The sequence below is a fragment of the Erwinia artemisiae genome, assembly GCF_051400835.1.
Classification (GTDB): Bacteria; Pseudomonadota; Gammaproteobacteria; order Enterobacterales; family Enterobacteriaceae; genus Erwinia; species Erwinia aeris.
The window spans coordinates 156,513-179,763 of record NZ_JBLFFM010000006.1 but is presented as its reverse complement, the minus strand read 5'-3'; the positions used below and the strand labels follow the sequence as shown (position 1 = coordinate 179,763).

12 protein-coding genes and 3 CRISPR repeat arrays (1 of these 15 running past the window's edge) are annotated in these 23,251 nt (G+C 53.2%); of the genes, 11 read left to right on the top strand and 1 reads right to left on the bottom strand.

Going from position 1 to position 23,251, the window contains the following annotated elements; genetic code table 11:
• Nucleotides 1-94: 94 nt before the first annotated feature.
• Nucleotides 95-1,450: an amino acid permease gene (locus ACMGEE_RS14900; RefSeq protein ID WP_253455260.1), complete on the bottom strand. Its 1,356-nt coding sequence runs from the start codon at nucleotides 1,448-1,450 to the stop codon at nucleotides 95-97.
• Nucleotides 1,451-1,946: 496 nt separating this feature from the next.
• On the opposite strand from ACMGEE_RS14900, the gene pdhR reads away from it, so the two are divergent.
• From pdhR to acnB, 11 genes are all read left to right on the top strand, one after another.
• Entirely contained in the window at nucleotides 1,947-2,711 is a 765-nt protein-coding gene (pdhR, locus tag ACMGEE_RS14895; RefSeq protein WP_253455259.1) for a pyruvate dehydrogenase complex transcriptional repressor PdhR, read from the top strand.
• Nucleotides 2,712-2,832: 121 nt separating this feature from the next.
• The gene (aceE, locus tag ACMGEE_RS14890; protein ID WP_253455258.1) at nucleotides 2,833-5,496 is read left to right on the top strand and encodes a pyruvate dehydrogenase (acetyl-transferring), homodimeric type; all 2,664 of its coding nucleotides are present in this window, start codon (nucleotides 2,833-2,835) and stop codon (nucleotides 5,494-5,496) included.
• 13 nt (nucleotides 5,497-5,509) lie between these two features.
• A complete protein-coding gene (aceF, locus tag ACMGEE_RS14885; protein WP_436830284.1) occupies nucleotides 5,510-7,402 on the top strand; it encodes a pyruvate dehydrogenase complex dihydrolipoyllysine-residue acetyltransferase in 1,893 nt (630 codons plus the stop codon).
• A gap of 171 nt (nucleotides 7,403-7,573) precedes the next feature.
• A complete protein-coding gene (lpdA, locus tag ACMGEE_RS14880) occupies nucleotides 7,574-8,998 on the top strand; it encodes a dihydrolipoyl dehydrogenase (RefSeq protein ID WP_125289022.1) in 1,425 nt (474 codons plus the stop codon).
• Nucleotides 8,999-9,353: 355 nt separating this feature from the next.
• Nucleotides 9,354-9,923: direct repeats of the CRISPR family, unit length 28 nt; unit sequence GTTCACTGCCGTACAGGCAGCTTAGAAA.
• Nucleotides 9,924-10,055: 132 nt separating this feature from the next.
• The gene (gene cas1f / locus ACMGEE_RS14875) at nucleotides 10,056-11,030 is read left to right on the top strand and encodes a type I-F CRISPR-associated endonuclease Cas1f (RefSeq protein ID WP_436830283.1); all 975 of its coding nucleotides are present in this window, start codon (nucleotides 10,056-10,058) and stop codon (nucleotides 11,028-11,030) included.
• Nucleotides 11,030-14,287 carry a type I-F CRISPR-associated helicase Cas3f gene (cas3f, locus tag ACMGEE_RS14870; RefSeq protein WP_436830282.1) on the top strand — a complete coding sequence of 1,086 codons (3,258 nt, stop codon included), beginning with the start codon at nucleotides 11,030-11,032 and terminating at the stop codon, nucleotides 14,285-14,287. Before cas1f ends, cas3f begins: the two co-directional genes overlap by 1 nt.
• A gap of 594 nt (nucleotides 14,288-14,881) precedes the next feature.
• Nucleotides 14,882-16,228, top strand: a complete 1,347-nt coding sequence (gene csy1, locus ACMGEE_RS14865) for a type I-F CRISPR-associated protein Csy1 (protein ID WP_436830281.1) — start codon at nucleotides 14,882-14,884, stop codon at nucleotides 16,226-16,228.
• The gene (csy2, locus tag ACMGEE_RS14860; RefSeq protein ID WP_436830280.1) at nucleotides 16,225-17,181 is read left to right on the top strand and encodes a type I-F CRISPR-associated protein Csy2; all 957 of its coding nucleotides are present in this window, start codon (nucleotides 16,225-16,227) and stop codon (nucleotides 17,179-17,181) included. Before csy1 ends, csy2 begins: the two co-directional genes overlap by 4 nt.
• 18 nt (nucleotides 17,182-17,199) lie before the next feature.
• Nucleotides 17,200-18,204 (top strand): type I-F CRISPR-associated protein Csy3, encoded by a 1,005-nt coding sequence (gene csy3, locus ACMGEE_RS14855; RefSeq protein ID WP_436830314.1) that lies wholly within the window; start codon nucleotides 17,200-17,202, stop codon nucleotides 18,202-18,204.
• Nucleotides 18,205-18,212: 8 nt separating this feature from the next.
• Nucleotides 18,213-18,767, top strand: a complete 555-nt coding sequence (gene cas6f, locus ACMGEE_RS14850; protein ID WP_301251430.1) for a type I-F CRISPR-associated endoribonuclease Cas6/Csy4 — start codon at nucleotides 18,213-18,215, stop codon at nucleotides 18,765-18,767.
• A gap of 138 nt (nucleotides 18,768-18,905) precedes the next feature.
• Nucleotides 18,906-19,413: direct repeats of the CRISPR family, unit length 28 nt; unit sequence GTTCACTGCCGCACAGGCAGCTTAGAAA.
• Nucleotides 19,414-19,754: 341 nt separating this feature from the next.
• The gene (gene acnB / locus ACMGEE_RS14845) at nucleotides 19,755-22,352 is read left to right on the top strand and encodes a bifunctional aconitate hydratase 2/2-methylisocitrate dehydratase (RefSeq protein ID WP_253455256.1); all 2,598 of its coding nucleotides are present in this window, start codon (nucleotides 19,755-19,757) and stop codon (nucleotides 22,350-22,352) included.
• A 261-nt stretch (nucleotides 22,353-22,613) separates the two neighbouring features.
• Nucleotides 22,614-23,251: a CRISPR direct-repeat array (repeat unit 28 nt; unit sequence GTTCACTGCCGCACAGGCAGCTTAGAAA); it runs 232 nt beyond the window's last position.

Here is a 23,251-nt window from a genome sequence, read left to right as displayed (position 1 = left end):
GTAAGCTGGCAATTCGCGCGGTGAGGGCCATAAAAGGTAAGGCAGGCTGGAGGATTAGCGCGCAGTAAAAAGGGCGCCGAAGCGCCCCGGGCCATCAGGCTTTTTGCAGCCGGTTTTTTACCGCGTAGCCAATGGCCAGCACGATAATCCACGGCGGAATAAGCCATACGGAAATCGCCATGCCCGGCGTCATCGCCATAATGACCAGAATGCCGATCATAAACAGCAGGCAAATCCAGTTGCCGGCGGGATAGAGCAGCGCCTTGAAGCGAGTCTGCACGCCTTCGCGCGCTTTCGCCTGGCGGAACTTCAGATGGGCGTAGCTGATCATCGCCCAGTTGATCACCAGCGCGGAGACCACCAGCGCCATAAACAGGCCCAGCGCCTCGCCCGGCATCAGATAGTTCACCAGCACGCAAATCGCCGTGGTAGCGGCTGAGAGCGCCAGTGCCACGTAAGGCACGCCACGACGGTCAACCTTCAGCAGCGCCTTCGGGCCGTTGCCCTGACGGGCCAGGCCGTAAAGCATCCGGCTGTTGGAATAGACGCAGCTGTTATAAACGGAGAGCGCCGCCGTTAAAAACACCAGGTTCAGCACGTTCGCCGCCAGGCTTTCACCCAGGTCGTGGAAAATCATCACAAACGGGCTGCTGTTGGCGGTAACTTTTGTCCAGGGATAAAGCGAAAGCAGCACGATAATCGAGCCGACATAAAAGATCAGGATACGCCAGATCACCTGGTTGGTGGCCTGCGGAATGCTTTTTTGCGGGTCATCCGCTTCGGCCGCCGTGATGCCTACCAGCTCCAGGCCGCCGAAAGAGAACATAATGATCGCCATCGCCATCACCAGTCCGCCCACGCCGTGCGGGAAAAAGCCGCCGATCGCCCAGATATTGCTGATCTTCGCATCCGGGCCGCCATGACCGCTGAACAGCAGCCAGCAGCCGAACACAATCATCGCCACCACGGCGACCACTTTCACAATCGCCAGCCAGAACTCCATTTCGCCAAAGATTTTTACGCTGGTCAGGTTGATAGCGTTAATCAGCACAAAGAAGATGGCGGCGGCGGCCCAGGAAGGAAACGCGGGCCACCAGACCTGAATATACTGGCCGACGGCGGTCAGTTCCGCCATCGCGACCAGGATATAGAGCACCCAGTAGTTCCAGCCGGAAGCGAAACCGGCAAAGTTGCCCCAGTATTTATAGGCAAAATGGCTGAAAGAACCGGCAACCGGCTCTTCCACGATCATTTCGCCCAGCTGGCGCATAATTAAAAAGGCAATAAAGCCGCCGATGGCGTAGCCCAGTAAGACGGACGGGCCCGCCATTTTAATGGTTTGTGCGATCCCCAGAAAAAGGCCGGTGCCGACGGCGCCGCCTAATGCAATTAGCTGAATATGGCGGTTTTTCAGGCCGCGCTTCAGCATATCGCCCTGCTGTTGTTCCATAGTGATCCTCTTGGTCTCGTTATTGTACTAAGGGCGAGCCTTTGTCATCATTTTATTACGATAAATGTACTTAAATGTTTACATAAGAAACCCCGCAAAAGCGGGGCTGCCTCTACTTTCGCGATAAGAATAATGATAAGCGCCGGGTAATGCACTCGCTTTCTGTTTAAGCCGGGACGGCTGCAAAAAAAACAGGTTTCGGCAACGTTTGTTTTTGTCATAAAGGATGCCTGAAGACGAATCGATTTTACTTATGACGCCGTTAATCGGGCGCCATTAACTGCCTGGTCTTCTTCACAAAAGTTAATTTTTTTAACATTCTTTCTAACGCTTTTAACCTGTTATAAGGCGTTAATTCGCGCCCGTAAAACGAGACATGCGTCTGGTTTTGCGCCGTTGCCATATAGACATCAGGTGAATACTTTGTTACTTTACGGGCTCCTTTTTGCAATTGGTATGACCAATTTACTCGGGCAAACGGCACGAAGAAGGGATGATGGCCTACAGCAAAATCCGCCAACCAAAGCTATCCGATGCTATCGAGCAGCAGCTTGAGTCCTTGATTATGGAAGGGACGCTGCGTCCCGGTGAAAAGCTCCTCCCTGAACGCGAGCTGGCTAAACAGTTCGACGTCTCCCGTCCCTCTTTGCGTGAAGCTATCCAGCGTCTGGAAGCAAAAGGCCTGCTGCTGCGCCGTCAGGGCGGTGGCACTTTTGTAAAGACTAACCTCTGGCAAAGCCTGAGCGATCCGCTGGTGGAACTGCTGGCCGATCACCCTGAATCGCAGTTCGATCTGCTGGAAACGCGCCACGCGCTGGAAGGGATAGCGGCCTACTATGCGGCGCTACGAGGAACGGAAGAAGATCTGGCACGTATCCGGGATTGCCATCTGCAAATCCAGACCGCGCAGGAGAGCGGCGACCTTGATGCCGAAGCCAACGCGGTCATGCAGTATCAGATAGCTGTCACAGAGGCGGCGCATAATGTGGTGCTGCTGCATTTGCTACGCTCAATGGGGCCGATGCTGCAACAGAACGTCCGACAGAATTTTGAATTGCTCTACTCGCGCCGCGAAATGCTGGCGAAAGTGAGCGGTCACCGCGCCAGTATTTTCGAGGCGATTGTGGCGCGCGAACCCGAAAAGGCACGCGAGGCCTCACACCGCCATCTGGCGTTTATCGAGGAAATATTGCTGGACAGAAGCCGGGAACAGAGCCGAAGAGAGCGCTCCCTGCGCCGATTACAGCAGCGTAAGGATTAACGCGTAATCATAACGCGACAACCACGAAGGGCCTGTCTCTCTGTGTTTTGCACTGAGCCAGAGGATAGAGAGACAGGCTCCAGACAATTCAACGTATTAGACACAGATAAGGAATACCCCCATGTCAGAACGTTTACACAATGACGTGGATCCGATTGAAACTCGCGACTGGCTACAGGCGATCGAATCGGTCATCCGTGAAGAGGGCGTGGAGCGCGCGCAGTTCCTGATCGATCAGGTATTGAGCGAAGCACGCAAAGGCGGCGTAAAGGTAGCGGCGGGCACTGGGGCCGGCAGCTACATTAACTCTATCGCCGTTGAGGACGAACCTGACTATCCGGGTAATACCTCGCTGGAACGTCGTATCCGTTCCGCCATCCGCTGGAACGCCATCATGACCGTTCTGCGTGCATCGAAGAAAGATCTGGAGCTGGGCGGCCATATGTCTTCCTTCCAGTCCTCGGCGACCATTTATGAAGTGTGCTTTAACCACTTCTTCCGCGCGCGCAGCGAAAAAGACGGTGGCGACCTGGTGTACTTCCAGGGCCACATTTCGCCGGGCGTCTACGCGCGTGCTTTCCTGGAAGGCCGCCTGACCGAAGAGCAGATGAACAACTTCCGTCAGGAAGTGCACGGCAAAGGCCTCTCTTCTTATCCGCATCCAAAACTGATGCCGGATTTCTGGCAGTTCCCGACCGTTTCGATGGGTCTTGGCCCAATCGGCGCCATCTACCAGGCGAAATTCCTCAAGTATCTTGAGCACCGTGGCCTGAAAGATACCTCACAGCAGACCGTTTACGCCTTCCTGGGCGATGGCGAGATGGACGAGCCGGAATCCAAAGGCGCGATCACCATCGCCACCCGCGAGAAGCTGGACAACCTGGTGTTCATCATCAACTGTAACCTGCAGCGCCTGGACGGCCCGGTAACCGGCAACGGCAAAATCATCAACGAGCTGAGCGGCATCTTTGGCGGCGCAGGCTGGGAAGTGATCAAGGTTATCTGGGGCGGACGCTGGGACGAGCTGCTGCGCAAAGATACCAGCGGCAAGCTGATCCAGCTGATGAATGAAACCGTTGACGGCGACTATCAGACCTTTAAATCCCGCGATGGCGCCTACGTGCGCGAGCACTTCTTTGGTAAATATCCGGAGACCGCCGAGCTGGTCAAAGATATGACCGACGACGAGATTTGGGCGCTGAACCGTGGCGGCCACGATCCGAAGAAAATCTACGCGGCGCTGAAAAAAGCGCAGGACACCAAAGGCAAACCTGTGGTGATCCTGGCGCATACCATTAAAGGCTATGGTATGGGCGACACGGCAGAAGGCAAGAACATCGCTCACCAGGTGAAGAAAATGAACATGGATGGCGTACGCTACATCCGCGATCGTTTCAACGTGCCGGTAGAAGATGACAAAATCGAAAGCCTGCCGTACGTCACCTTCGACAAAGAGTCGGAAGAGTACAAATATCTGCATGGCCAGCGCGAGAAGCTGGGCGGCTATCTGCCGACGCGTCAGCCTAACTTCAGCGAGAAGCTGGAGATGCCTGCGCTGGAAGACTTCCGTCAGCTGCTGGATGAGCAGAACAAAGAGATTTCCACCACGATCGCCTTTGTGCGTGCCCTGAACGTGATGCTGAAGAACAAGTCGATCAAAGATCGTCTGGTGCCGATCATCGCCGACGAAGCGCGTACCTTTGGTATGGAAGGCCTGTTCCGTCAGATCGGCATCTACAGCCCGAACGGCCAGCAGTACACGCCGCAGGACCGTGAGCAGGTTGCCTACTACAAAGAAGATGAGAAAGGTCAGATCCTGCAGGAAGGCATCAACGAACTGGGCGCAGGCGCATCCTGGCTGGCGGCGGCAACGTCCTACAGCACCAACAACCTGCCGATGATCCCGTTCTACATCTACTACTCGATGTTTGGCTTCCAGCGTATCGGCGATCTGTGCTGGGCGGCGGGCGACCAGCAGGCGCGCGGCTTCCTGGTCGGCGGCACCTCCGGTCGTACCACGCTGAATGGCGAAGGCTTGCAGCATGAAGATGGTCACAGCCACATTCAGTCGCTGACTATCCCTAACTGCATCTCTTACGATCCGGCTTACGCTTACGAAGTCGCCGTTATCATGCATGACGGTCTGGTGCGTATGTACGGCGAAGCGCAGGAAAACATCTACTACTACATCACCACGCTGAACGAAAACTACCACATGCCGGCGATGCCGCAGGGCGCAGAAGAAGGTATCCGTAAAGGTATCTACAAGCTGGAAACGGTAGAAGGCAGCAAAGGTAAAGTCCAGCTGTTGGGTTCAGGCTCTATCCTGCGTCACGTTCGTGAAGCGGCACAGATCCTGGCGAAAGACTACGGCGTTGGCTCCGATGTTTACAGCGTGACCTCCTTCACCGAACTGGCTCGTGACGGTCAGGACTGCGAGCGCTGGAACATGCTGCACCCAACTGAAGCGCCTCGCGTGCCTTACGTTGCGCAGATCATGCACGACGCACCGGCCGTGGCTTCAACCGACTATATGAAACTGTTCGCCGAGCAGATCCGTACCTATATTCCAGCCAGCGACTATCGCGTGCTGGGCACGGATGGTTTCGGTCGTTCCGACAGCCGCGAAAATCTGCGTCACCACTTCGAAGTGGACGCGTCTTACGTGGTGGTTGCAGCGCTGGGCGAACTGGCTAAACGCGGCGAGATCGATAAGAAAGTGGTGGCGGAAGCCATCACCAAATTCAATATCGATGCCGATAAAGTCAACCCGCGTCTGGCATAAGAGGTAAAGAGTAATGGCTATCGAAATTAAAGTACCGGACATCGGTTCCGACGAAGTGGAAGTCACCGAGATCCTGGTCAAGGTCGGCGACAAAGTGGAAGCAGAGCAGTCGTTGATCGTCGTTGAAGGCGACAAAGCCTCAATGGAAGTGCCTTCGCCAGAAGCGGGCGTGGTCAAAGAAATTAAAATTTCTACCGGCGACAAAGTGGAAACCGGCTCGCTGATTATGATCTTTGAATCTGCCGACGCGGCTGCGCCAGCGCCAGCCAAAGCGGAAGCAAAAGAAGAGAAGAAAGAAGCGGCGCCGGCTGCCAAAGCGGAAAGCAAAGACGTCAACGTACCGGACATCGGCGGTGATGAAGTTGAAGTCACCGAGATCCTGGTCAAGGTTGGCGATAAAGTCGAAGCCGAGCAGTCGCTGATTACCGTCGAAGGCGACAAGGCCTCAATGGAAGTGCCTGCGCCGTTTGCCGGCACGGTAAAAGAGATCAAAATCGCTACCGGCGACAAAGTCAGCACCGGCTCGCTGATTATGATCTTTGAAGCGGAAGGCGCAGCACCGGCCGAAGCGCCGAAGCCAGCGATGAAAGAAGAAGCGGCAGCGGCGCCTGCGGCGACCAGCGGCGCGAAAGAAGTGCAGGTGCCGGACATCGGCGGCGACGAAGTTGAAGTCACCGAAGTGATGGTTAAGGTTGGCGATAAAGTCGAAGCCGAGCAGTCGCTGATCACCGTCGAAGGCGACAAGGCCTCGATGGAAGTGCCTGCGCCGTTTGCCGGCACGGTAAAAGAGATCAAAATCGCGACCGGCGACAAAGTGAGCACCGGCTCGCTGATTATGATCTTTGAAGTGGAAGGCGCGGCGCCTGCTCCGGCAGCGAAACAGGAAGCGGCTCCGGCTCCGCAGGAAGCCAAAGCGGCGCCTGCTGCGGCACCGGCTCCAGCGAAAGCGGAAGCAAAAGGCGACTTCTCCGAGAACGACGCCTACGTCCACGCCACGCCGGTTATCCGTCGTCTGGCGCGCGAGTTCGGCGTTAACCTGGCGAAGGTAAAAGGTACGGGACGTAAAGGCCGTATTCTGAAAGAAGACGTGCAGGCGTACGTGAAAGACGCGGTGAAACGCGCCGAGACCGCGCCAGCGGCTGCCGCCAGCGGCGGTGGTCTGCCAGGCATGCTGCCGTGGCCGAAAGTGGACTTCAGCAAGTTCGGTGAAATCGAAGAAGTCGAGCTGGGCCGCATCCAGAAAATCTCTGGCGCGAACCTGAGCCGTAACTGGGTGATGATCCCGCACGTTACGCACTTCGACAAAACCGATATCACCGATCTGGAAGCGTTCCGTAAACAGCAGAACGCCGAAGCCGAGAAGCGCAAGCTGGACGTGAAATACACGCCGGTTGTGTTCATTATGAAAGCCGTTGCCGCCGCACTGGAGCAGATGCCGCGCTTTAACAGCTCGCTTTCTGAAGATGCGCAGAAGCTGACGTTGAAAAAATATATCAACATCGGCGTGGCGGTCGATACGCCTAACGGCCTGGTGGTTCCGGTCTTTAAGGACGTGAATAAAAAAGGCATCACCGAGCTTTCCCGCGAGCTGATGGCAACCTCGAAAAAGGCGCGCGACGGCAAGCTGACGGCCAGCGATATGCAGGGCGGCTGCTTCACCATCTCCAGCCTTGGCGGTCTTGGCACCACGCACTTTGCGCCGATCGTCAACGCGCCGGAAGTAGCTATCCTGGGCGTCTCTAAATCCGCGATGGAGCCGGTCTGGAACGGTAAAGAGTTTGTGCCGCGTCTGATGATGCCAATCTCTCTTTCCTTCGACCACCGCGTTATCGACGGGGCTGACGGTGCCCGCTTTATCACCATCGTCGGCAATCTGTTAGCCGATATTCGCCGACTGGTGATGTAAAAGTACTCTGGCCGGCTTATGCCGGCCTTCTTATAGCCGACTCTCGCTGTTTTAGTCGACAAGTTGTGATGGTTTGGGGCAGGTTGTTTGCACTCTGTTAACAATTCTGTAAACTCTTGCCCTGAATACGAACCGGTGGATGGATATCCGCCAGTTAACTAAGAGGTCATGATGAGTACAGAAATTAAAACTCAGGTCGTGGTACTTGGGGCAGGTCCGGCAGGTTACTCTGCGGCATTTCGCGCTGCTGATTTAGGTCTGGAGACCGTGATTGTTGAGCGTTACAGCACCCTGGGCGGCGTTTGCCTGAACGTGGGCTGTATTCCTTCCAAAGCGCTGCTGCACGTGGCGAAAGTCATTGAAGAAGCCAAAGCGCTGGAAGAACACGGCGTGGTGTTCGGCAAGCCGCAAACCGACATCAACAAAATCCGTACCTGGAAAGAGAAGGTCATTAATCAGCTGACCGGCGGTCTGGCCGGTATGGCGAAAGGCCGTAAAGTGAAAGTGGTCACCGGCGAAGCTAAGTTCACCGGCGCGAACACTATGTTCGTTGACGGCGAAAACGGCGGCACCACTATCAACTTCGATAACGCGATTATCGCTGCCGGTTCTCGTCCTATTCAGCTGCCGTTTATTCCGCATGAAGATCCACGTGTGTGGGATTCCACCGCCGCGCTGGAGCTGAAAGAAGTGCCTGAGCGTATGCTGGTCATGGGCGGCGGCATCATCGGCCTGGAAATGGGTACCGTTTATCACGCGCTGGGTTCTCAGATTGACGTGGTTGAGATGTTCGATCAGGTGATCCCTGCGGCCGATAAAGACGTGGTGAAAGTCTTCACCAGGCGCATCGAGAAGCAGTTCAACCTGATGCTGGAAACCAAAGTGACCGCGGTAGAAGCCAAAGAAGATGGTATCTACGTCACGATGGAAGGCAAAAAAGCGCCTGCTGAACCACAGCGTTACGACGCGGTGCTGGTGGCGATTGGCCGCGTGCCGAACGGTAAAGGTCTGGATGCCGGTAAAGCGGGCGTGGAAGTGGACGATCGCGGCTTTATCCGTGTCGATAAGCAGATGCGTACCAACGTGCCGCACATTTTCGCTATCGGCGACATCGTTGGTCAGCCAATGCTGGCGCATAAAGGCGTGCACGAAGGCCACGTAGCGGCGGAAGTGATCTCCGGCAAGAAGCACTACTTCGATCCAAAAGTGATCCCATCTATCGCCTATACCGAGCCGGAAGTTGCCTGGGTTGGCCTGACCGAGAAAGAAGCGAAAGAGAAGGGCATCAGCTACGAGACGGCGACCTTCCCGTGGGCGGCATCAGGCCGTGCTATCGCTTCCGACTGCGCAGACGGCATGACCAAGCTGATTTTTGATAAAGAGACGCATCGCGTGATCGGCGGGGCCGTTGTTGGCACCAACGGCGGCGAGCTGCTGGGCGAAATCGGTCTGGCTATCGAAATGGGCTGCGACGCCGAAGATATCGCGCTGACTATCCATGCTCACCCGACGCTGCACGAGTCGGTAGGCCTGGCGGCGGAAATCTTTGAAGGCAGCATCACCGATCTGCCAAATGCGAAAGCGAAGAAGAAGTAAGCGCTAAAAGCATTCGAAGCGGCTCCGAAAGGGGCCGTTTTTTTATCTCATTTCCGCGTCATTTTTCTGATTAAACGCCTGCAAATACTCAATAAAACAGCGCAGCGCCATTCCTTTGATGAAAAATGCAAGACTTATAGTGTGCAGGGTTATCCGATTATAACTGCGTTTTTTGCCACGAAAGTGGGTAGCAGGCCGCGGATGAGTTTAAAGCAGGGCGCTGAAACCCTTTTTTTGAGGGGTATTTCAACGGACTGTTTTATAAGGAGATTAAGTAATGGATGAAAAAGAGGGGTTTTATCGGGTTTTGGTCAAAATTCTTTTAACATAAGTGCGTTATGTTGTATCGCCAACTGTTCACTGCCGTACAGGCAGCTTAGAAATACTGTGCAAAGCGGGGAGGCTACGATTGCCCGTTCACTGCCGTACAGGCAGCTTAGAAACTCGTCATAAAAATCGGCCTTCAGCGCGTAGTGTTCACTGCCGTACAGGCAGCTTAGAAAGACGCTACTCGGTACGCGTGGGAGTGAAATAAGTTCACTGCCGTACAGGCAGCTTAGAAAAACTCAACCCCTCATCATTAGAGAAATCAGCCGTTCACTGCCGTACAGGCAGCTTAGAAAAGAACCAGATAACCACCAATACGCCGATCAATGTTCACTGCTGTACAGGCAGCTTAGAAATATAAACGATCCGACTGCTCTTATCTGTCTGAGTTCACTGCCGTACAGGCAGCTTAGAAACAATACGCACGCTATAACCGCTTCGCTTTCCCGTTCACTGCCGTACAGGCAGCTTAGAAACACTAACGAACTTGCCGCATCTGAATTAAATAAAGTTCACTGCCGTACAGGCAGCTTAGAAGACCAAGAAGTGATGCTGGTTGCGCGGCTGGTGGTTCACTGCCGTACAGGCAGCCCAAAAATATCCCCATACTGCTATTCCCATCCTTAAACTTGTCGCTAAAACCCTACTGACCTCTCATTACCTTTTCTGATGATTTAATACACTGCTTGCCTGATGGAAATCAACGGCCAGGCTGACGCAAGGAATGCGTATGGAACACTTAAAACCCTCCGATTTAAAAACTATTCTTCATTCAAAACGCAGCAACATCTATTACCTGCAGTATTGCCGCGTGTTGGTCAACGGCGGACGCGTAGAATATGTGACAGATGAAGGCAAGCGTTCGCTTTACTGGAATATCCCCATCGCAAATACCACGGTAATTATGCTTGGCACCGGCACTTCTGTTACCCAGGCCGCTATGCGTGAATTCGCCAGAGCGGGCGTACTGGTCGGTTTTTGTGGCGGCAACGGCACGCCGCTGTATGCCGCTAATGAAGCTGAGGCCGCCGTTTCCTGGCTGACATCGCAGAGTGAATATCGACCTACGGAATATCTGCAACATTGGGTGAACTTCTGGTTTGATGACGAGAAAAGGTTAGCGGCGGCAATAGCTTTTCAGCGAGAGCGTATTAAACAAATCCAAAAACACTGGCTTAGCGAGCGACTGAGCAGACAGGAAAAATTTGTTATTCAGCAGCCCGTTCTTCAAACCTTATTGGAACGTTATGAAAAAAGCCTGATTACCTGTACCAGCGTGCAATATTTGCTGGCGCAGGAAGCGGTACTGACAAAGGCGCTTTATAAGCTGGCCGCCGAGGCGACGAAATACGGCGAGTTTACTCGTGCAAAACGCGGCGGCGGCGCTGATATCGCTAATCGTTTTCTGGATCACGGCAACTATCTGGCCTACGGACTTGCCGCTACGGCCTGTTGGGTAACAGGACTACCGCATGGCTTGGCGGTCATGCATGGCAAAACACGACGCGGCGGTCTTGTTTTTGATGTGGCCGATATTATTAAAGACGCGCTGATTTTGCCGCAGGCATTTATTTCCGCAATGGCCGGAGAAGACGAGCAGGAATTTCGCCAGCGCTGTATTAGCGGTTTGCAAAAAGCCGATGCGCTGGATGTGATGATCGAAACTTTGCAATCAACTGCTGAATACTTTGGCCGGGCGGTCTGATGAATATCTTACTTATCTCTCAGTGCAGCAAGCGCGCTTTAGTAGAAACCAGACGCATCATCGATCAATTTGCCGAGCGTAAAGGAGAAAGAACCTGGCAGACGGCCATCACGCTGGAAGGGCTTAATACGCTACGGAAGCTGCTGCGTAAAACCGCCAGGCGAAACAGTGCTATTGCCTGTCACTGGATTAAAACTTCTGGCCAGACCGAGCTGCTATGGATTATCGGCAACCTGCGACGCTTTAATCGCGATGGTAGTGCACCCACGCATTCGACAGAGCGCGACGTGCTGAAAAGTCAGGATGAAAATCAATGGCAAAGCGCTCAGGCTATTGGGCTGATAGCCGCTATTGCCGGGCTGTTTCATGATTTTGGCAAAGCAAACCGGCTTTTTCAGCAAAACCTGTTTGGCGAGGGGAAAAACTTCCAGCCTTATCGTCATGAATGGATATCGTTACGGCTTTTTTGTGCCTGGGTAGGGGAGCGTAATGACTCGCAATGGCTACAGGCGTTAGCCGCTGTTGACGCTAATGACGAAGCGGAAATGCTGGCCAGAGTGATACAGGATCCGGCCCCCCTTAATCCCTTTGCGACGCTGCCGCCCGTCGCCGCAACGGTAGCCTGGCTTATCCTGTCGCATCACCGGTTACCGACTTATCCTTCAGGACGCAGTAATCCACCGCAGCTCGCGGAGGCGGATGGCTGGTTGACGCATCAGCTGGAACCGATTTGGAACGCGCTGAATCATTTGAAATATGAGTGGCAGGACAAAGAGTTAAAGGCGCAGTGGCTTTTTTCGCAGGGAACGCCAATCCAAAGCCGTACCTGGCGCGCTAAAGCGCAAAAAATGGGTCGTCGTGCGCTTACCCAGCCTTCGCTGCTGCGTTTTGCCCGGCTGGATCAGGCCTTTACCTGTCATATGGCACGGTTGGTGTTGATGCTTGCCGATCATCATTACTCTGCTTTGCCCGCCACGTCTGGCTGGCAGGATGCTGACTATTCGCTGTTTGCCAATACCGGGAAGCCGCGCGTGGGCAGACAAAAGCTGGATGAACACAATCTTGCCGTTGCACATAATGCATTATTGCTGGGAACCAGTCTGCCTCATCTACGTAAAACCCTTCCGGCGATAACGCGGCATAAAACCTTTCGCGAGCGGGCGACAGACACAAAGTACAGATGGCAGGATCGCGTGTTTGACCTTGCGGCCTCACTACGTGAACAAACCGAAAGCCAGGGATTTTTCGGCGTGAATATGGCTTCTACCGGTTGCGGAAAAACATTCGCCAATGCCCGAATAATGTATGCATTAAGCGACGAAAAGTTGGGATGTCGTTTCTCTGTCGCATTAGGGTTACGTACGCTGACGCTGCAAACAGGCGACGCGTTGCGTGAAAGGCTGCGGCTTGCCGAGGACGATCTGGCGGTGATGGTTGGCTCGCAGGCAGTAAAAGATTTGCATCAGCTTTACAGCGCCAATGATGAAGAGGAAGCGGATGCCGGAAGCCAGTCTGCTGGGGCGTTTTTTCATGAGCATCAATATGTTCGTTATGACGGCAGTCTGGATGATGGGCGGCTCAGCCGCTGGCTGCAAAATAAGGGTAAACTGCACAAGCTATTAAGCGCGCCGGTGCTGGTTAGTACGATTGATTATCTAATTCCCGCAACGGAAGGGTTGCAGGGCGGCAGGCAGATTGCGCCGATGTTAAGGCTGCTTACGGCTGATTTAGTGCTGGACGAGCCGGACGATTTTGATATCAACGATCTGTCGGCGCTCTGCCGACTGGTGAACTGGGCCGGAATGCTTGGCTCACGCGTGCTGCTCTCTTCCGCCACGTTGCCGCCCGCGCTGGTGCTGGCGCTGTTTAACGCCTATCGCTGTGGGCGCGCCGAATGGCATAAAAACGCCGGTCGTACAGAGGTTACTCCAGCGGTTTGCTGTGCGTGGTTCGATGAATATGAAGCTTTGCATCAGGACATTGATTCAGGAAGGGACTTCCGGCAGCAGCATGATGCTTTTGTAGCGAAGCGGGTTATTAAGTTACAACATGCTAAAGCGCTCAGAAAAGGCTCGCTGGTAGATGTTACGCCAGAGAGTCGTACAGAAAACGATGTGCTGGCGGCGCTGGCAACAACGTTTTATGCTGCCATGCAGCAGCTTCATTCTGTACATCATCAGCAGCATAAACCCAGCGGAAAGCGCATATCGCTGGGTGTTATTCGCATGGCGAATATCGATCCGTTGGTAGCGGTGGCGCAGCGTTTGCTGACTATGCCTGCACCGGAAAATACGCAAATCCACTACTGCATCTATCACAGCAGGCATCCCTTAGCGATGCGATCTTATATAGAAAACCGACTGGAAGTGACATTGACGCGTCACGATGAGCAGGCGCTGTGGCAGGTTGCAGAAATTAAGCAGGCGCTGGAAAACAGCGCAGCGCGGGATCATCTGTTTGTGGTACTGGCCAGCCCCGTCATTGAAGTCGGAAGAGATTTTGATTTTGACTGGGCCATTGCGGAACCCAGTTCAATGCGTGCGCTTATCCAGCTGGCGGGCCGGGTACAGCGCCATCGGCAGTGGGTGCCTGCAGAACCTAATATCTGTTTACTGCGTAAAAATTATCGGGCCTTGCGCTTCCCGGATAAAGCCGCCTATAACCGTCCCGGATTTGAAGATGGCGAGTTTCAGTATACCAGTCACGATCTGCACGATTTATTACGCGAGAAAGAAAATTTTGTGATTGATGCCAGACCACGCGTGCAGGAGCCTGACAATATGCAAACGCACGGGCCTTTTACGCATTTTGATGATTTGGAGCACGCCAGGCTGCGTACAGAACTGTTGGGAAGAAAGCGCGAGCCGGAAAAATATTGCGCGGCGCTGTGGTGGCGTAAGCCCGTCAGCTGGTGTGGTGAAATGCAAAAGCGACGTCCTTTTCGGCAATCATCACCGGATGAGCTGCACTATCTGCTGATGAAGGAAGAGGGCGATGCAGGGCGTTTCTGGCAGCCGGATGACGGTATCGTCGGGCGGAAAGCCAGCGCGATGGAATATGTGGCAATACCGGAACTGGCAGAGGGCGTGGCGATATGGATAGCGCCGGACTATCAGCAGATTTATACGAGACTGGCCGACGAGTTGGGTATGGAGCTGGTGGAGGTGAGCGAAAGGTTTGGCGAGATACGGTTAGATAAAAAAGAAGAGGCATGGCATTTTCACCCGTTATTGGGCGTGTTTGGCGCACTCGACTGAGTGCGCCGCTGCCTGTACGGCAGGAAAGAAGGGTATCGTTACAGGTGACAATTGATTATTTCTAAGCTGCCTGTACGGCAGTGAACTTTATGAGCCACGATGACCTGGATCGCCAGCTTTTCTAAGCTGCCAGTGCGACAGTGAATAGCACGCTCCAATAAATCCCGCTTATGACTTCTTTCTAAGCTGTCTGTGCGGTAGTTCAGAAATGATAGTGCTTTAGGTTTGTTATGCAAAATATATTTAAAATGATTTTTTTGTTTGGAGGCCAAATCCTGCGCTAGATCTAAATAAAAAGAAACGTTTCAGTCTTAAAGTTAACGTAATAATTTTACTATCATTCAGTACAATGTTACTAATGAATGCGTCTGTTTTTTACGAATATTTTTATACAATAGATTAGGAGGTAATAAAGCAAAGTTGTGGGGTGACTTTCTTCTGGTAATGGCATTGATGCTGCTGGGTTATTAGATTGGTAGCATTTTTTATGAGGTGTAAACTTATTGTTTTTTATAGTTATGTTTCGGAAGGTGATTTTAATTCTTCAGGTTCCTTGTATTTGTACGTGAGTAATTTCTCAAAGGGAGGCAAAGGATGCCAGAAAAAGGACTTACATCATTTATTATTCAATATATAGCCGAGCGCAAACAGCCAAAGCGCGAAGCGCTGGAAAAAGAAGAGGTAAAAGCGCTGGCTGGCGTACAGTTAGCGGCAGAGCAGGCAGCCATCAAAAATGATTATGCGCGCCAGTACGCAGAGCTGGATGAAAAGTATGAAGTACGCAATTGGCTAAGCGATGCGGCAATACGTGCAAGTCAAATTAGCTTAATAACTCATGCGCTTAAATTTACCCATAGCGACGCTAAAGGCAGTAGTGTTTATCAAGCCCTTGGTGTGGGAAGCCCTGATTATCTTTCTTCCGCCTCATTAAAAAATCCTGAGCTGGACGCGGTTGGGAACGCAGCCGCGCTGGACGTTGCCAAACTGCTGCAAACTGAATATCAGGGCGATTCGCTGATTGCCAGCCTGCTCCGTGATGATACTTCCGCACTGGCTGAGCTGGCAGAAAATGAGCAGCAGTTAGCAGAGTGGGTTTCTGGCTTTAATCAGGTACTAGCCAGTGCTAATCCCGCCTCGCACAAGCTGGCAAAGCAAATCTACTTCCCAATCGGCGACGGCCAGTACCACCTTATCAGCCCATTATTTGCTACCTCATTAGCTCATGTGTTACATGAACATCTTACTGCATCGCGTTTTAGCGAAGAGGCCAAAGAGATCAACGCCACCGTTAAAGCCGGAACCTGGCATAGCCAGTCCAGAACCACTTATCTTCAAACTGCCGTGCAAAAGTTTGGCGGCACCAATAAGCAAAATATTTCTTACCTCAACAGTGCTCGCGGCGGCAGAGTCCGGCTCTTATCCAGCGCCGCGCCGGTCTGGCAATCCATTAATAAACCACCTCTGCAACATAAAACCATTTTTCATTTCCGCAGTGAATTTGCCTGGTTAGCACGTGCAAGCGTGGCGGGCCTTAAGCGCCATCTATTAAGCAGCTATACGAAACAAAATAATGAGGAAATTCGCCAGCAGCGCCTGAGCTATGTCGATGAAATTATCGATATCTTATTTAACTACGTAACCGGTATTCAGCAGCCTGAATTCGCCAACTGGAGTAAAGATACAAACTGTGAGCTAAAACGATCGCAGCAGCTATGGCTTGATCCTTTGCGCAGTAAAGCTGACGAACATTTTCGTTTTGAGCGGGAAGCGGGCGACTGGCAAAAAGAGGTCGCGCGAGATTTCGGCTACTGGCTGAGCCGTCAGCTTAGCGTTAATCCTCTGAATATGGGCGAAGTGGAACGGCGCTATTTTTCAACGGCAGCACTATTTAAAAAACGCCTGCGTGAAATGGAACAGGACTTAAAAGAGGAGCTGCTATGAGCCACCTGATTATTTTGCGCCGTTTGCGTGTGGAAAATGCCAATGCCGTCGCCGGATTCACCTGGGGTTTTCCCGCCATAACTCATTTCCTGGGATTTACTCACGCTTTGTCGCGCAAACTGGAGAAAAGCCATGGGATAAGCCTGAGCGGCTGCGGCGTCATTTGCCATCAGCAGCAAGTTCATGCGCACTCTTCTGGTTATGACCACGTATTTGCTCTGACGCGCAATCCGTTAACCAAAGAGGCGAAAACAGCTTCTTTTAACGAAGAAGGCCGTATGCATCTGACCGTCTCGCTGTTGTTGCAGTGCGAAGGCAGTATTGCGGGCGGTGAACATGGCGCGGCCGAGTTGGCACGGTATCTTGAACAGCTCTGCCAGGTACAGCGGCTGGCTGGCGGCAACATTGTACAGCTTGAACGGGTTGACGTTATTGGCTGGCCGGAAGAGGAACAGACAACGCGTAAAATTCTGCGTCGTTTATTGCCTGGTTTTGCGCTGTTGGATCGCTCGTCGTTACTGGCGGAGCATTTTTCTCAGCTTCAGCAGAGCAACCCGACGGCGGACATGCTGGATGCCTGGCTTGACTTTGCCAGCCTGAAGATGCGCGCCGTAGCGGAAACCGAAGATCCGCAGCCAGGAGACAAAGCTCGCTGGGAGTATCAACCCAAACCGGCCAGCGGTTTTTTGGTGCCGTTAATGACAGGCTACCGCGCTATTTCGCCCGTATTGGCACCTGGTCAGGTCGCCAATTCACGTGATAACGACACGCCTTTCTGCTTCGCCGAATCCGTATACGGCGTGGGAGAGTGGCGCAGCCTGCATCGGATTACCCGCCTCGATGAGCTGATATGGCGCCATGCATATGAAAACGGGCACTACCTTTGCCGCAGCAGTCAGGCTGTAAGCCAGACGATTTACGACGATGTTGAAGATGAATTTAACGACGAATAACTGATAAGGAAATTGAAAATGGCTAAAGCAACTTTGAAAACCGCCTCCGTATTAGCATTTGAAAAAAAATTAGCGAACTCTGATGGCATGATGTTTGCCGGAAAATGGCAGCAAAAAGAACCGTGGCAGCCTGTAGTCATCAAGGAAAAAGCGGTACGTGGCACTATTTCCAACCGCCTGAAAAATGCGCTGGCCAGCGATCCGCTAAAGCTGGATGCAGAAATTCAAAAGGCCAACCTTCAACGTGTGGATGTTGCTGCACTGCCAGCGGATACCGACACGCTAAAAGTCGTTTTTACGCTGCGTATTCTTGGCGATCTGGCTACACCTTCGGTTTGTAACGATCAGGCTTATCAGGCTGAACTGACTAAAGTCATCAATGGTTACGTAGAGCAGCATGGCTTTAACGAGCTGGCCGCACGCTATGCCGAAAATATCGCCAATGGTCGTTTTCTGTGGCGTAACCGAATCGGTGCAGAGTCGATAGAGGTTCACGTAAAACAGGGCGAAAAAAACTGGGTATTTAATGCTCATAGTTACAACATGCGAAGCTTTACTCAGCCGAACGGCGATCTGGCGGAGCTGGCAGATGCTATCAGTGAAGGTCTGGCCGGAAAGTCATTTGTTTTGTTAAACGTGGAGGCTTTTGTCCGCTTAGGCAACGGTCAGGAAGTTTATCCTTCTCAGGAACTGGTGCTGGACAGCAACAGTAAGAAAAGCAAGCTGCTGTACCAGGTTGATGGCACGGCAGCTATGCATTCTCAAAAAATTGGCAACGCATTACGTACGATTGATACCTGGTACCCACACGCGGAAGATCCAGACATGGGGCCGATCGCGGTAGAACCCTATGGATCCGTGACCAGTCGAGGCCTGGCTTATCGCCAGCCTAAACAGAAGATGGACTTTTATACGCTGCTTGATAACTGGGTAACCAAAGGCGAGGCGCCTGCGGTAGAGCAGCAGCACTATGTTATTGCCACCTTGATCCGCGGCGGCGTCTTTGGTGAGAAAAGCGAGTAGGGGGAGGTATGAATTATTATCAGGATATCCTTATTCTGCCCGATCCGGAGATAGCGGATCAGGTGCTGATGGCGGCGCTTTTTGCTCAGCTGCATCTTAAATTGTTCCATGTTGGCGAAGGCCGTATCGGGATCAGTTTTCCAGCGGTAGGCCTGACACCGGGAAACCGGTTACGACTACATGGCTCGCAAGACGATCTGACAAAGCTTGCTGCAACCGACTGGTATGACAACCTCAAGGAGTACATTTTTTGCAAATCGGTGCGTCCTGTACCCGAAGGTTGCCGATACCGTACCGTACGTCGGGTACAGTATAAAAGTAACGCGGAAAGACTACGGCGGCGTTCAGTGAAAAAGGGCTGGCTTACCCAGGAACAGGCGCAACAGCAGATTAGCGTGCTGAGTGAAAAAAGAGGCAGGCTGCCATTTTTATCAATGAAAAGCCGCTCGAACGGGCATTCATGGTTGCTCTTTTTTGAGCACGGGCCGCTAAGAGAAAAACCGACAGAAGGGACTTTTAGCAGCTATGGCCTGAGTGCTGTAGCAACCGTCCCCTGGTTTTAACTGTTGATACCTTTTTTTTGATGGTGTTTATAACTCATTGAAATTAAATGGTTATTTCATCAAGCTGAAAAAAGGGTATTTTTGAAAAAAGTGGATGATTTATTTTTTTTTTCAACAGTTAAGTGGTCAAAGCTAACTGTTCACTGCCGCACAGGCAGCTTAGAAAGCCGGGCAAAGGGGCGGCGGCGCAAAGTTCGGGTTCACTGCCGCACAGGCAGCTTAGAAATGCGTAACTTGTTCCCGAAGGTATTTTTCCGTGTTCACTGCCGCACAGGCAGCTTAGAAAGTTGACGCAGGAGCTGTACGGCAGTTCTCGGAGTTCACTGCCGCACAGGCAGCTTAGAAAACCAGGGAGAATCCTTTTTTTAAAACGGAGGCGTTCACTGCCGCACAGGCAGCTTAGAAAGGCCTGGTCGCTCACGCGGTTACGGTTCTGCCGTTCACTGCCGCACAGGCAGCTTAGAAACGGTGATGATGCACAGTTAGAATCGTCATATCGTTCACTGCCGCACAGGCAGCTTAGAAATCAACGTCGCCCAGCACAATGATGCTCGGCTCGCTCACTGCCGCACAGGCAGCTTAGAAAGTATCCGCAGCGGGAATACACGCAGCTGGGGTGTTCACTGCCGCACAGGCAGCTCGGCAGCCTCAATTAACATCACGCCCTAATCTCTGGCACCTACTAAACCGCTATAACGGCTAGTTAATCCACCGCCACGCTCGCAATACAAAAAGTGCGGATAACCAGGCAACACGGTGCAGTTGCCGTCCCCGCAAGCCGCTTAAAAGGCCTTTCCGGTCGAGTAATCCGTGCCTGATCCACTCTGTTAATGATGTTGCTTTTTTGTAAACAGATTAACACCGCATCAAAATCCTGCTATGCTGGCCCTCGCGAAACCGGGCACCTTACCCTACAGAAAAGAGCGCAAAGCATTTGCGATAAGCCTGAAGGCGCCCGGTCATTACACTGTGAGCGAGGAGAACGTCGTGCTAGAAGAATACCGTAAGCACGTTGCCGAGCGTGCTGCCGAAGGGATCGTTCCTAAACCATTAGATGCTTCCCAAATGGCCGCGCTGGTTGAACTGCTGAAAAACCCGCCAGCGGGTGAAGAAGAATTCCTGTCCGATCTGTTGATTAATCGGGTTCCGCCGGGCGTTGACGAAGCGGCCTATGTAAAAGCCGGATTCCTGGCTGCTGTCGCCAAAGGCGAAGCGACCTCTCCTCTGGTTACTCCTGAAAAAGCGATTGAACTGCTGGGCACCATGCAGGGCGGCTACAACATCCATCCGCTGATTGACGCGCTGGATGACGAAAAGCTGGCGCCGATTGCCGCTAAAGCCTTGTCCCACACGCTGCTGATGTTCGACAGCTTCTACGATGTAGAAGAGAAAGCCAAAGCCGGCAACCCACACGCAAAACAGATCCTGCAATCATGGGCGGATGCCGAATGGTATCTTTCCCGTCCGGAGCTGGCGGAAAAAATCACCGTCACCGTGTTCAAGGTCACCGGCGAAACCAATACCGACGATCTTTCTCCTGCACCTGATGCCTGGTCACGCCCGGATATCCCTCTGCACGCGCTGGCGATGTTGAAGAATGCCCGCGAAGGCATCGAGCCGGATCAGCCTGGTGCCGTTGGCCCGATCAAACAGATCGAGGCGCTTCAGGCCAAAGGCTTCCCGCTGGCTTATGTCGGCGACGTAGTCGGCACCGGTTCTTCCCGTAAATCCGCCACCAACTCGGTGCTGTGGTTTATGGGCGACGACATCCCTTACGTGCCGAACAAAAAAGGCGGCGGCGTGGTGCTGGGTAACAACATTGCGCCAATCTTCTTCAACACGATGGAAGATGCTGGCGCGCTGCCAATTGAAGTGGATGTGCAAAACCTGCATATGGGCGATGTTATCGACATCTATCCTTATAAAGGCGAAGTCCGTAACCACGAGACGGGCGAAGTGTTAGCTAACTTTGCGCTGAAAACTGACGTTCTACTCGATGAAGTTCGTGCGGGTGGTCGTATCCCGCTGATCATCGGTCGCGGTCTGACGACTAAAGCTCGTGAAGCGCTGGGCCTGCCGCAAAGCGACGTGTTCCGTCAGGCGAAAGACGTGGCGGCAAGCACGCGCGGCTACTCGCTGGCGCAGAAAATGGTTGGCCGCGCCTGTGGTACGGAAGGCGTGCGTCCGGGCGCATACTGCGAACCAAAAATGACTTCCGTGGGTTCGCAGGACACCACCGGCCCAATGACCCGTGACGAGCTGAAAGACCTGGCCTGCCTGGGCTTCTCTGCCGATCTGGTGATGCAGTCTTTCTGCCACACGGCAGCCTATCCTAAGCCGGTTGACGTCTCTACGCACCACACGCTGCCGGACTTTATTATGAACCGTGGCGGCGTATCGCTGCGTCCGGGCGACGGCATTATCCACAGCTGGCTGAACCGTATGCTGCTGCCGGATACCGTAGGAACAGGCGGCGATTCGCACACCCGTTTCCCAATCGGCATCTCTTTCCCGGCCGGTTCCGGGCTGGTGGCGTTTGCGGCGGCAACCGGCGTGATGCCTCTGGATATGCCAGAGTCCGTGCTGGTGCGCTTCAAGGGCAAAATGGAGCCGGGCATTACGCTGCGCGATTTGGTTCACGCCATTCCGCTGTATGCCATCAAGCAGGGCCTGCTGACCGTTGAGAAGAAGGGCAAGAAAAACATCTTCTCCGGCCGCATCCTGGAAATCGAAGGCCTGCCGGATCTGAAAGTCGAACAGGCGTTTGAGCTGTCCGATGCGTCCGCCGAGCGTTCTGCGGCTGGCTGTACGATCAAGCTGGGCAAAGATCCTATTATTGAATACCTCAACTCCAATATCGTGCTGCTGAAGTGGATGATTGCGGAAGGCTACGGCGATCGCCGCACGCTGGAACGTCGTATTCAGGGAATGGAAAAATGGCTGGCGGATCCGCAGCTGCTGGAAGGCGATGCGGATGCGGAATACGCGGCGGTTATCGAAATCGATCTGGCTGAAATCAAAGAGCCAATCCTGTGCGCGCCAAACGATCCGGATGATGCTCGTCTGCTGTCGGACGTGCAGGGCGAGAAGATTGACGAGGTCTTTATCGGTTCCTGTATGACCAACATCGGTCACTTCCGTGCCGCCGGTAAGCTGCTGGACAGCCATAAAGGCCAGCTGCCGACGCGCCTGTGGGTGGCTCCGCCAACCAAGATGGATGCGGCACAGCTGACGGAAGAGGGTTACTACAGCGTCTTTGGCAAGAGCGGCGCGCGTATCGAAATCCCTGGCTGTTCACTGTGCATGGGTAACCAGGCACGCGTGGCGGACGGTGCGACGGTGGTTTCCACCTCAACCCGTAACTTCCCGAACCGCCTGGGCACCGGCGCGAACGTTTATCTGGCTTCAGCAGAGCTGGCTGCGGTTGCTTCGCTGTTGGGCAAACTGCCAACGCCGGACGAATATCAGCAGTTTATGGCGCAGGTTGATAAGACGGCGGTGGATACCTATCGCTATCTGAACTTCGATCAGCTGAGCCAGTATACGGAGAAAGCCGACGGCGTGATTTTCCAGACGGCGGTTTAAATCCTCGATAAGCGTTATTCAGAGCCGAATAGCGCTTTCGCGGTAAATAAAAGTCCGGGGCTGTTTTCAGTCCCGGATTTTTTATGGGCGCAAATCAGAGGATCGTATGAAGGAATCAGGCAGGTCCTTTGAAACCCTTTTTTAGAGTGGTTATTTAATCTATTGATTTTAAGTGGTTTTAATGAAGGGCTAAAAAAGGGTTTTTACCCGAGATAGGTCAATTTTCCCTGCAATACATGATGTTAAACTGAAAGCGTTACTGTTCACTGCCGCACAGGCAGCTTAGAAAATGCAACCACAGCCAGCCTTGATCTTGTGAGAGTTCACTGCCGCACAGGCAGCTTAGAAAAGCAGGATCCGCAAGGAACGCAGCGCATTATCGTTCACTGCCGCACAGGCAGCTTAGAAATAACGCGGTTGAAAATGCAGCAGGCAGTGCGGGTTCACTGCCGCACAGGCAGCTTAGAAAAGCGAGAGAAATACCCAGCCCGCCCTCGCATCGTTCACTGCCGCACAGGCAGCTTAGAAAAAAAATAGGGACGGTTCAGAGCGTAAGGCGTAGTTCACTGCCGCACAGGCAGCTTAGAAAATAGCCCAGCAGATCGCCAATCTGCGCCGTGGGTTCACTGCCGCACAGGCAGTTTAGAAAAGGCTCAGCGCCTGACACTGCTCCACGTCGAGGTTCACTGCCGCACAGGCAGCTTAGAAACGGCATCGATACGCTGTTCATCGCGCAGTAGCGTTCACTGCCGCACAGGCAGCTTAGAAAGCTCGGAAGACATTTTTTTGAGCAACGGGACGGTTCACTGCCGCACAGGCAGCTTAGAAAATCATATCGAGAAGAGCAGGCGCAGGGAGACAGTGTTCACTGCCGCACAGGCAGCTTAGAAACTATTCCG

What these genes read in the sequence shown, in the direction of transcription:
- aceF (WP_436830284.1), top strand. Translation starts at nt 5,510, where the DNA reads ATGGCTATCGAAATTAAAGTACCGGACATCGGTTCCGACGAAGTGGAA.
- cas1f (WP_436830283.1), top strand. Translation starts at nt 10,056, where the DNA reads ATGGAACACTTAAAACCCTCCGATTTAAAAACTATTCTTCATTCAAAA.
- csy3 (WP_436830314.1), top strand. Translation starts at nt 17,200, where the DNA reads ATGGCTAAAGCAACTTTGAAAACCGCCTCCGTATTAGCATTTGAAAAA.
- pdhR (WP_253455259.1), top strand. Translation starts at nt 1,947, where the DNA reads ATGGCCTACAGCAAAATCCGCCAACCAAAGCTATCCGATGCTATCGAG.
- cas6f (WP_301251430.1), top strand. Translation starts at nt 18,213, where the DNA reads ATGAATTATTATCAGGATATCCTTATTCTGCCCGATCCGGAGATAGCG.
- aceE (WP_253455258.1), top strand. Translation starts at nt 2,833, where the DNA reads ATGTCAGAACGTTTACACAATGACGTGGATCCGATTGAAACTCGCGAC.
- lpdA (WP_125289022.1), top strand. Translation starts at nt 7,574, where the DNA reads ATGAGTACAGAAATTAAAACTCAGGTCGTGGTACTTGGGGCAGGTCCG.
- csy1 (WP_436830281.1), top strand. Translation starts at nt 14,882, where the DNA reads ATGCCAGAAAAAGGACTTACATCATTTATTATTCAATATATAGCCGAG.
- csy2 (WP_436830280.1), top strand. Translation starts at nt 16,225, where the DNA reads ATGAGCCACCTGATTATTTTGCGCCGTTTGCGTGTGGAAAATGCCAAT.
- ACMGEE_RS14900 (WP_253455260.1), bottom strand. Translation starts at nt 1,450, where the DNA reads ATGGAACAACAGCAGGGCGATATGCTGAAGCGCGGCCTGAAAAACCGC.
- cas3f (WP_436830282.1), top strand. Translation starts at nt 11,030, where the DNA reads ATGAATATCTTACTTATCTCTCAGTGCAGCAAGCGCGCTTTAGTAGAA.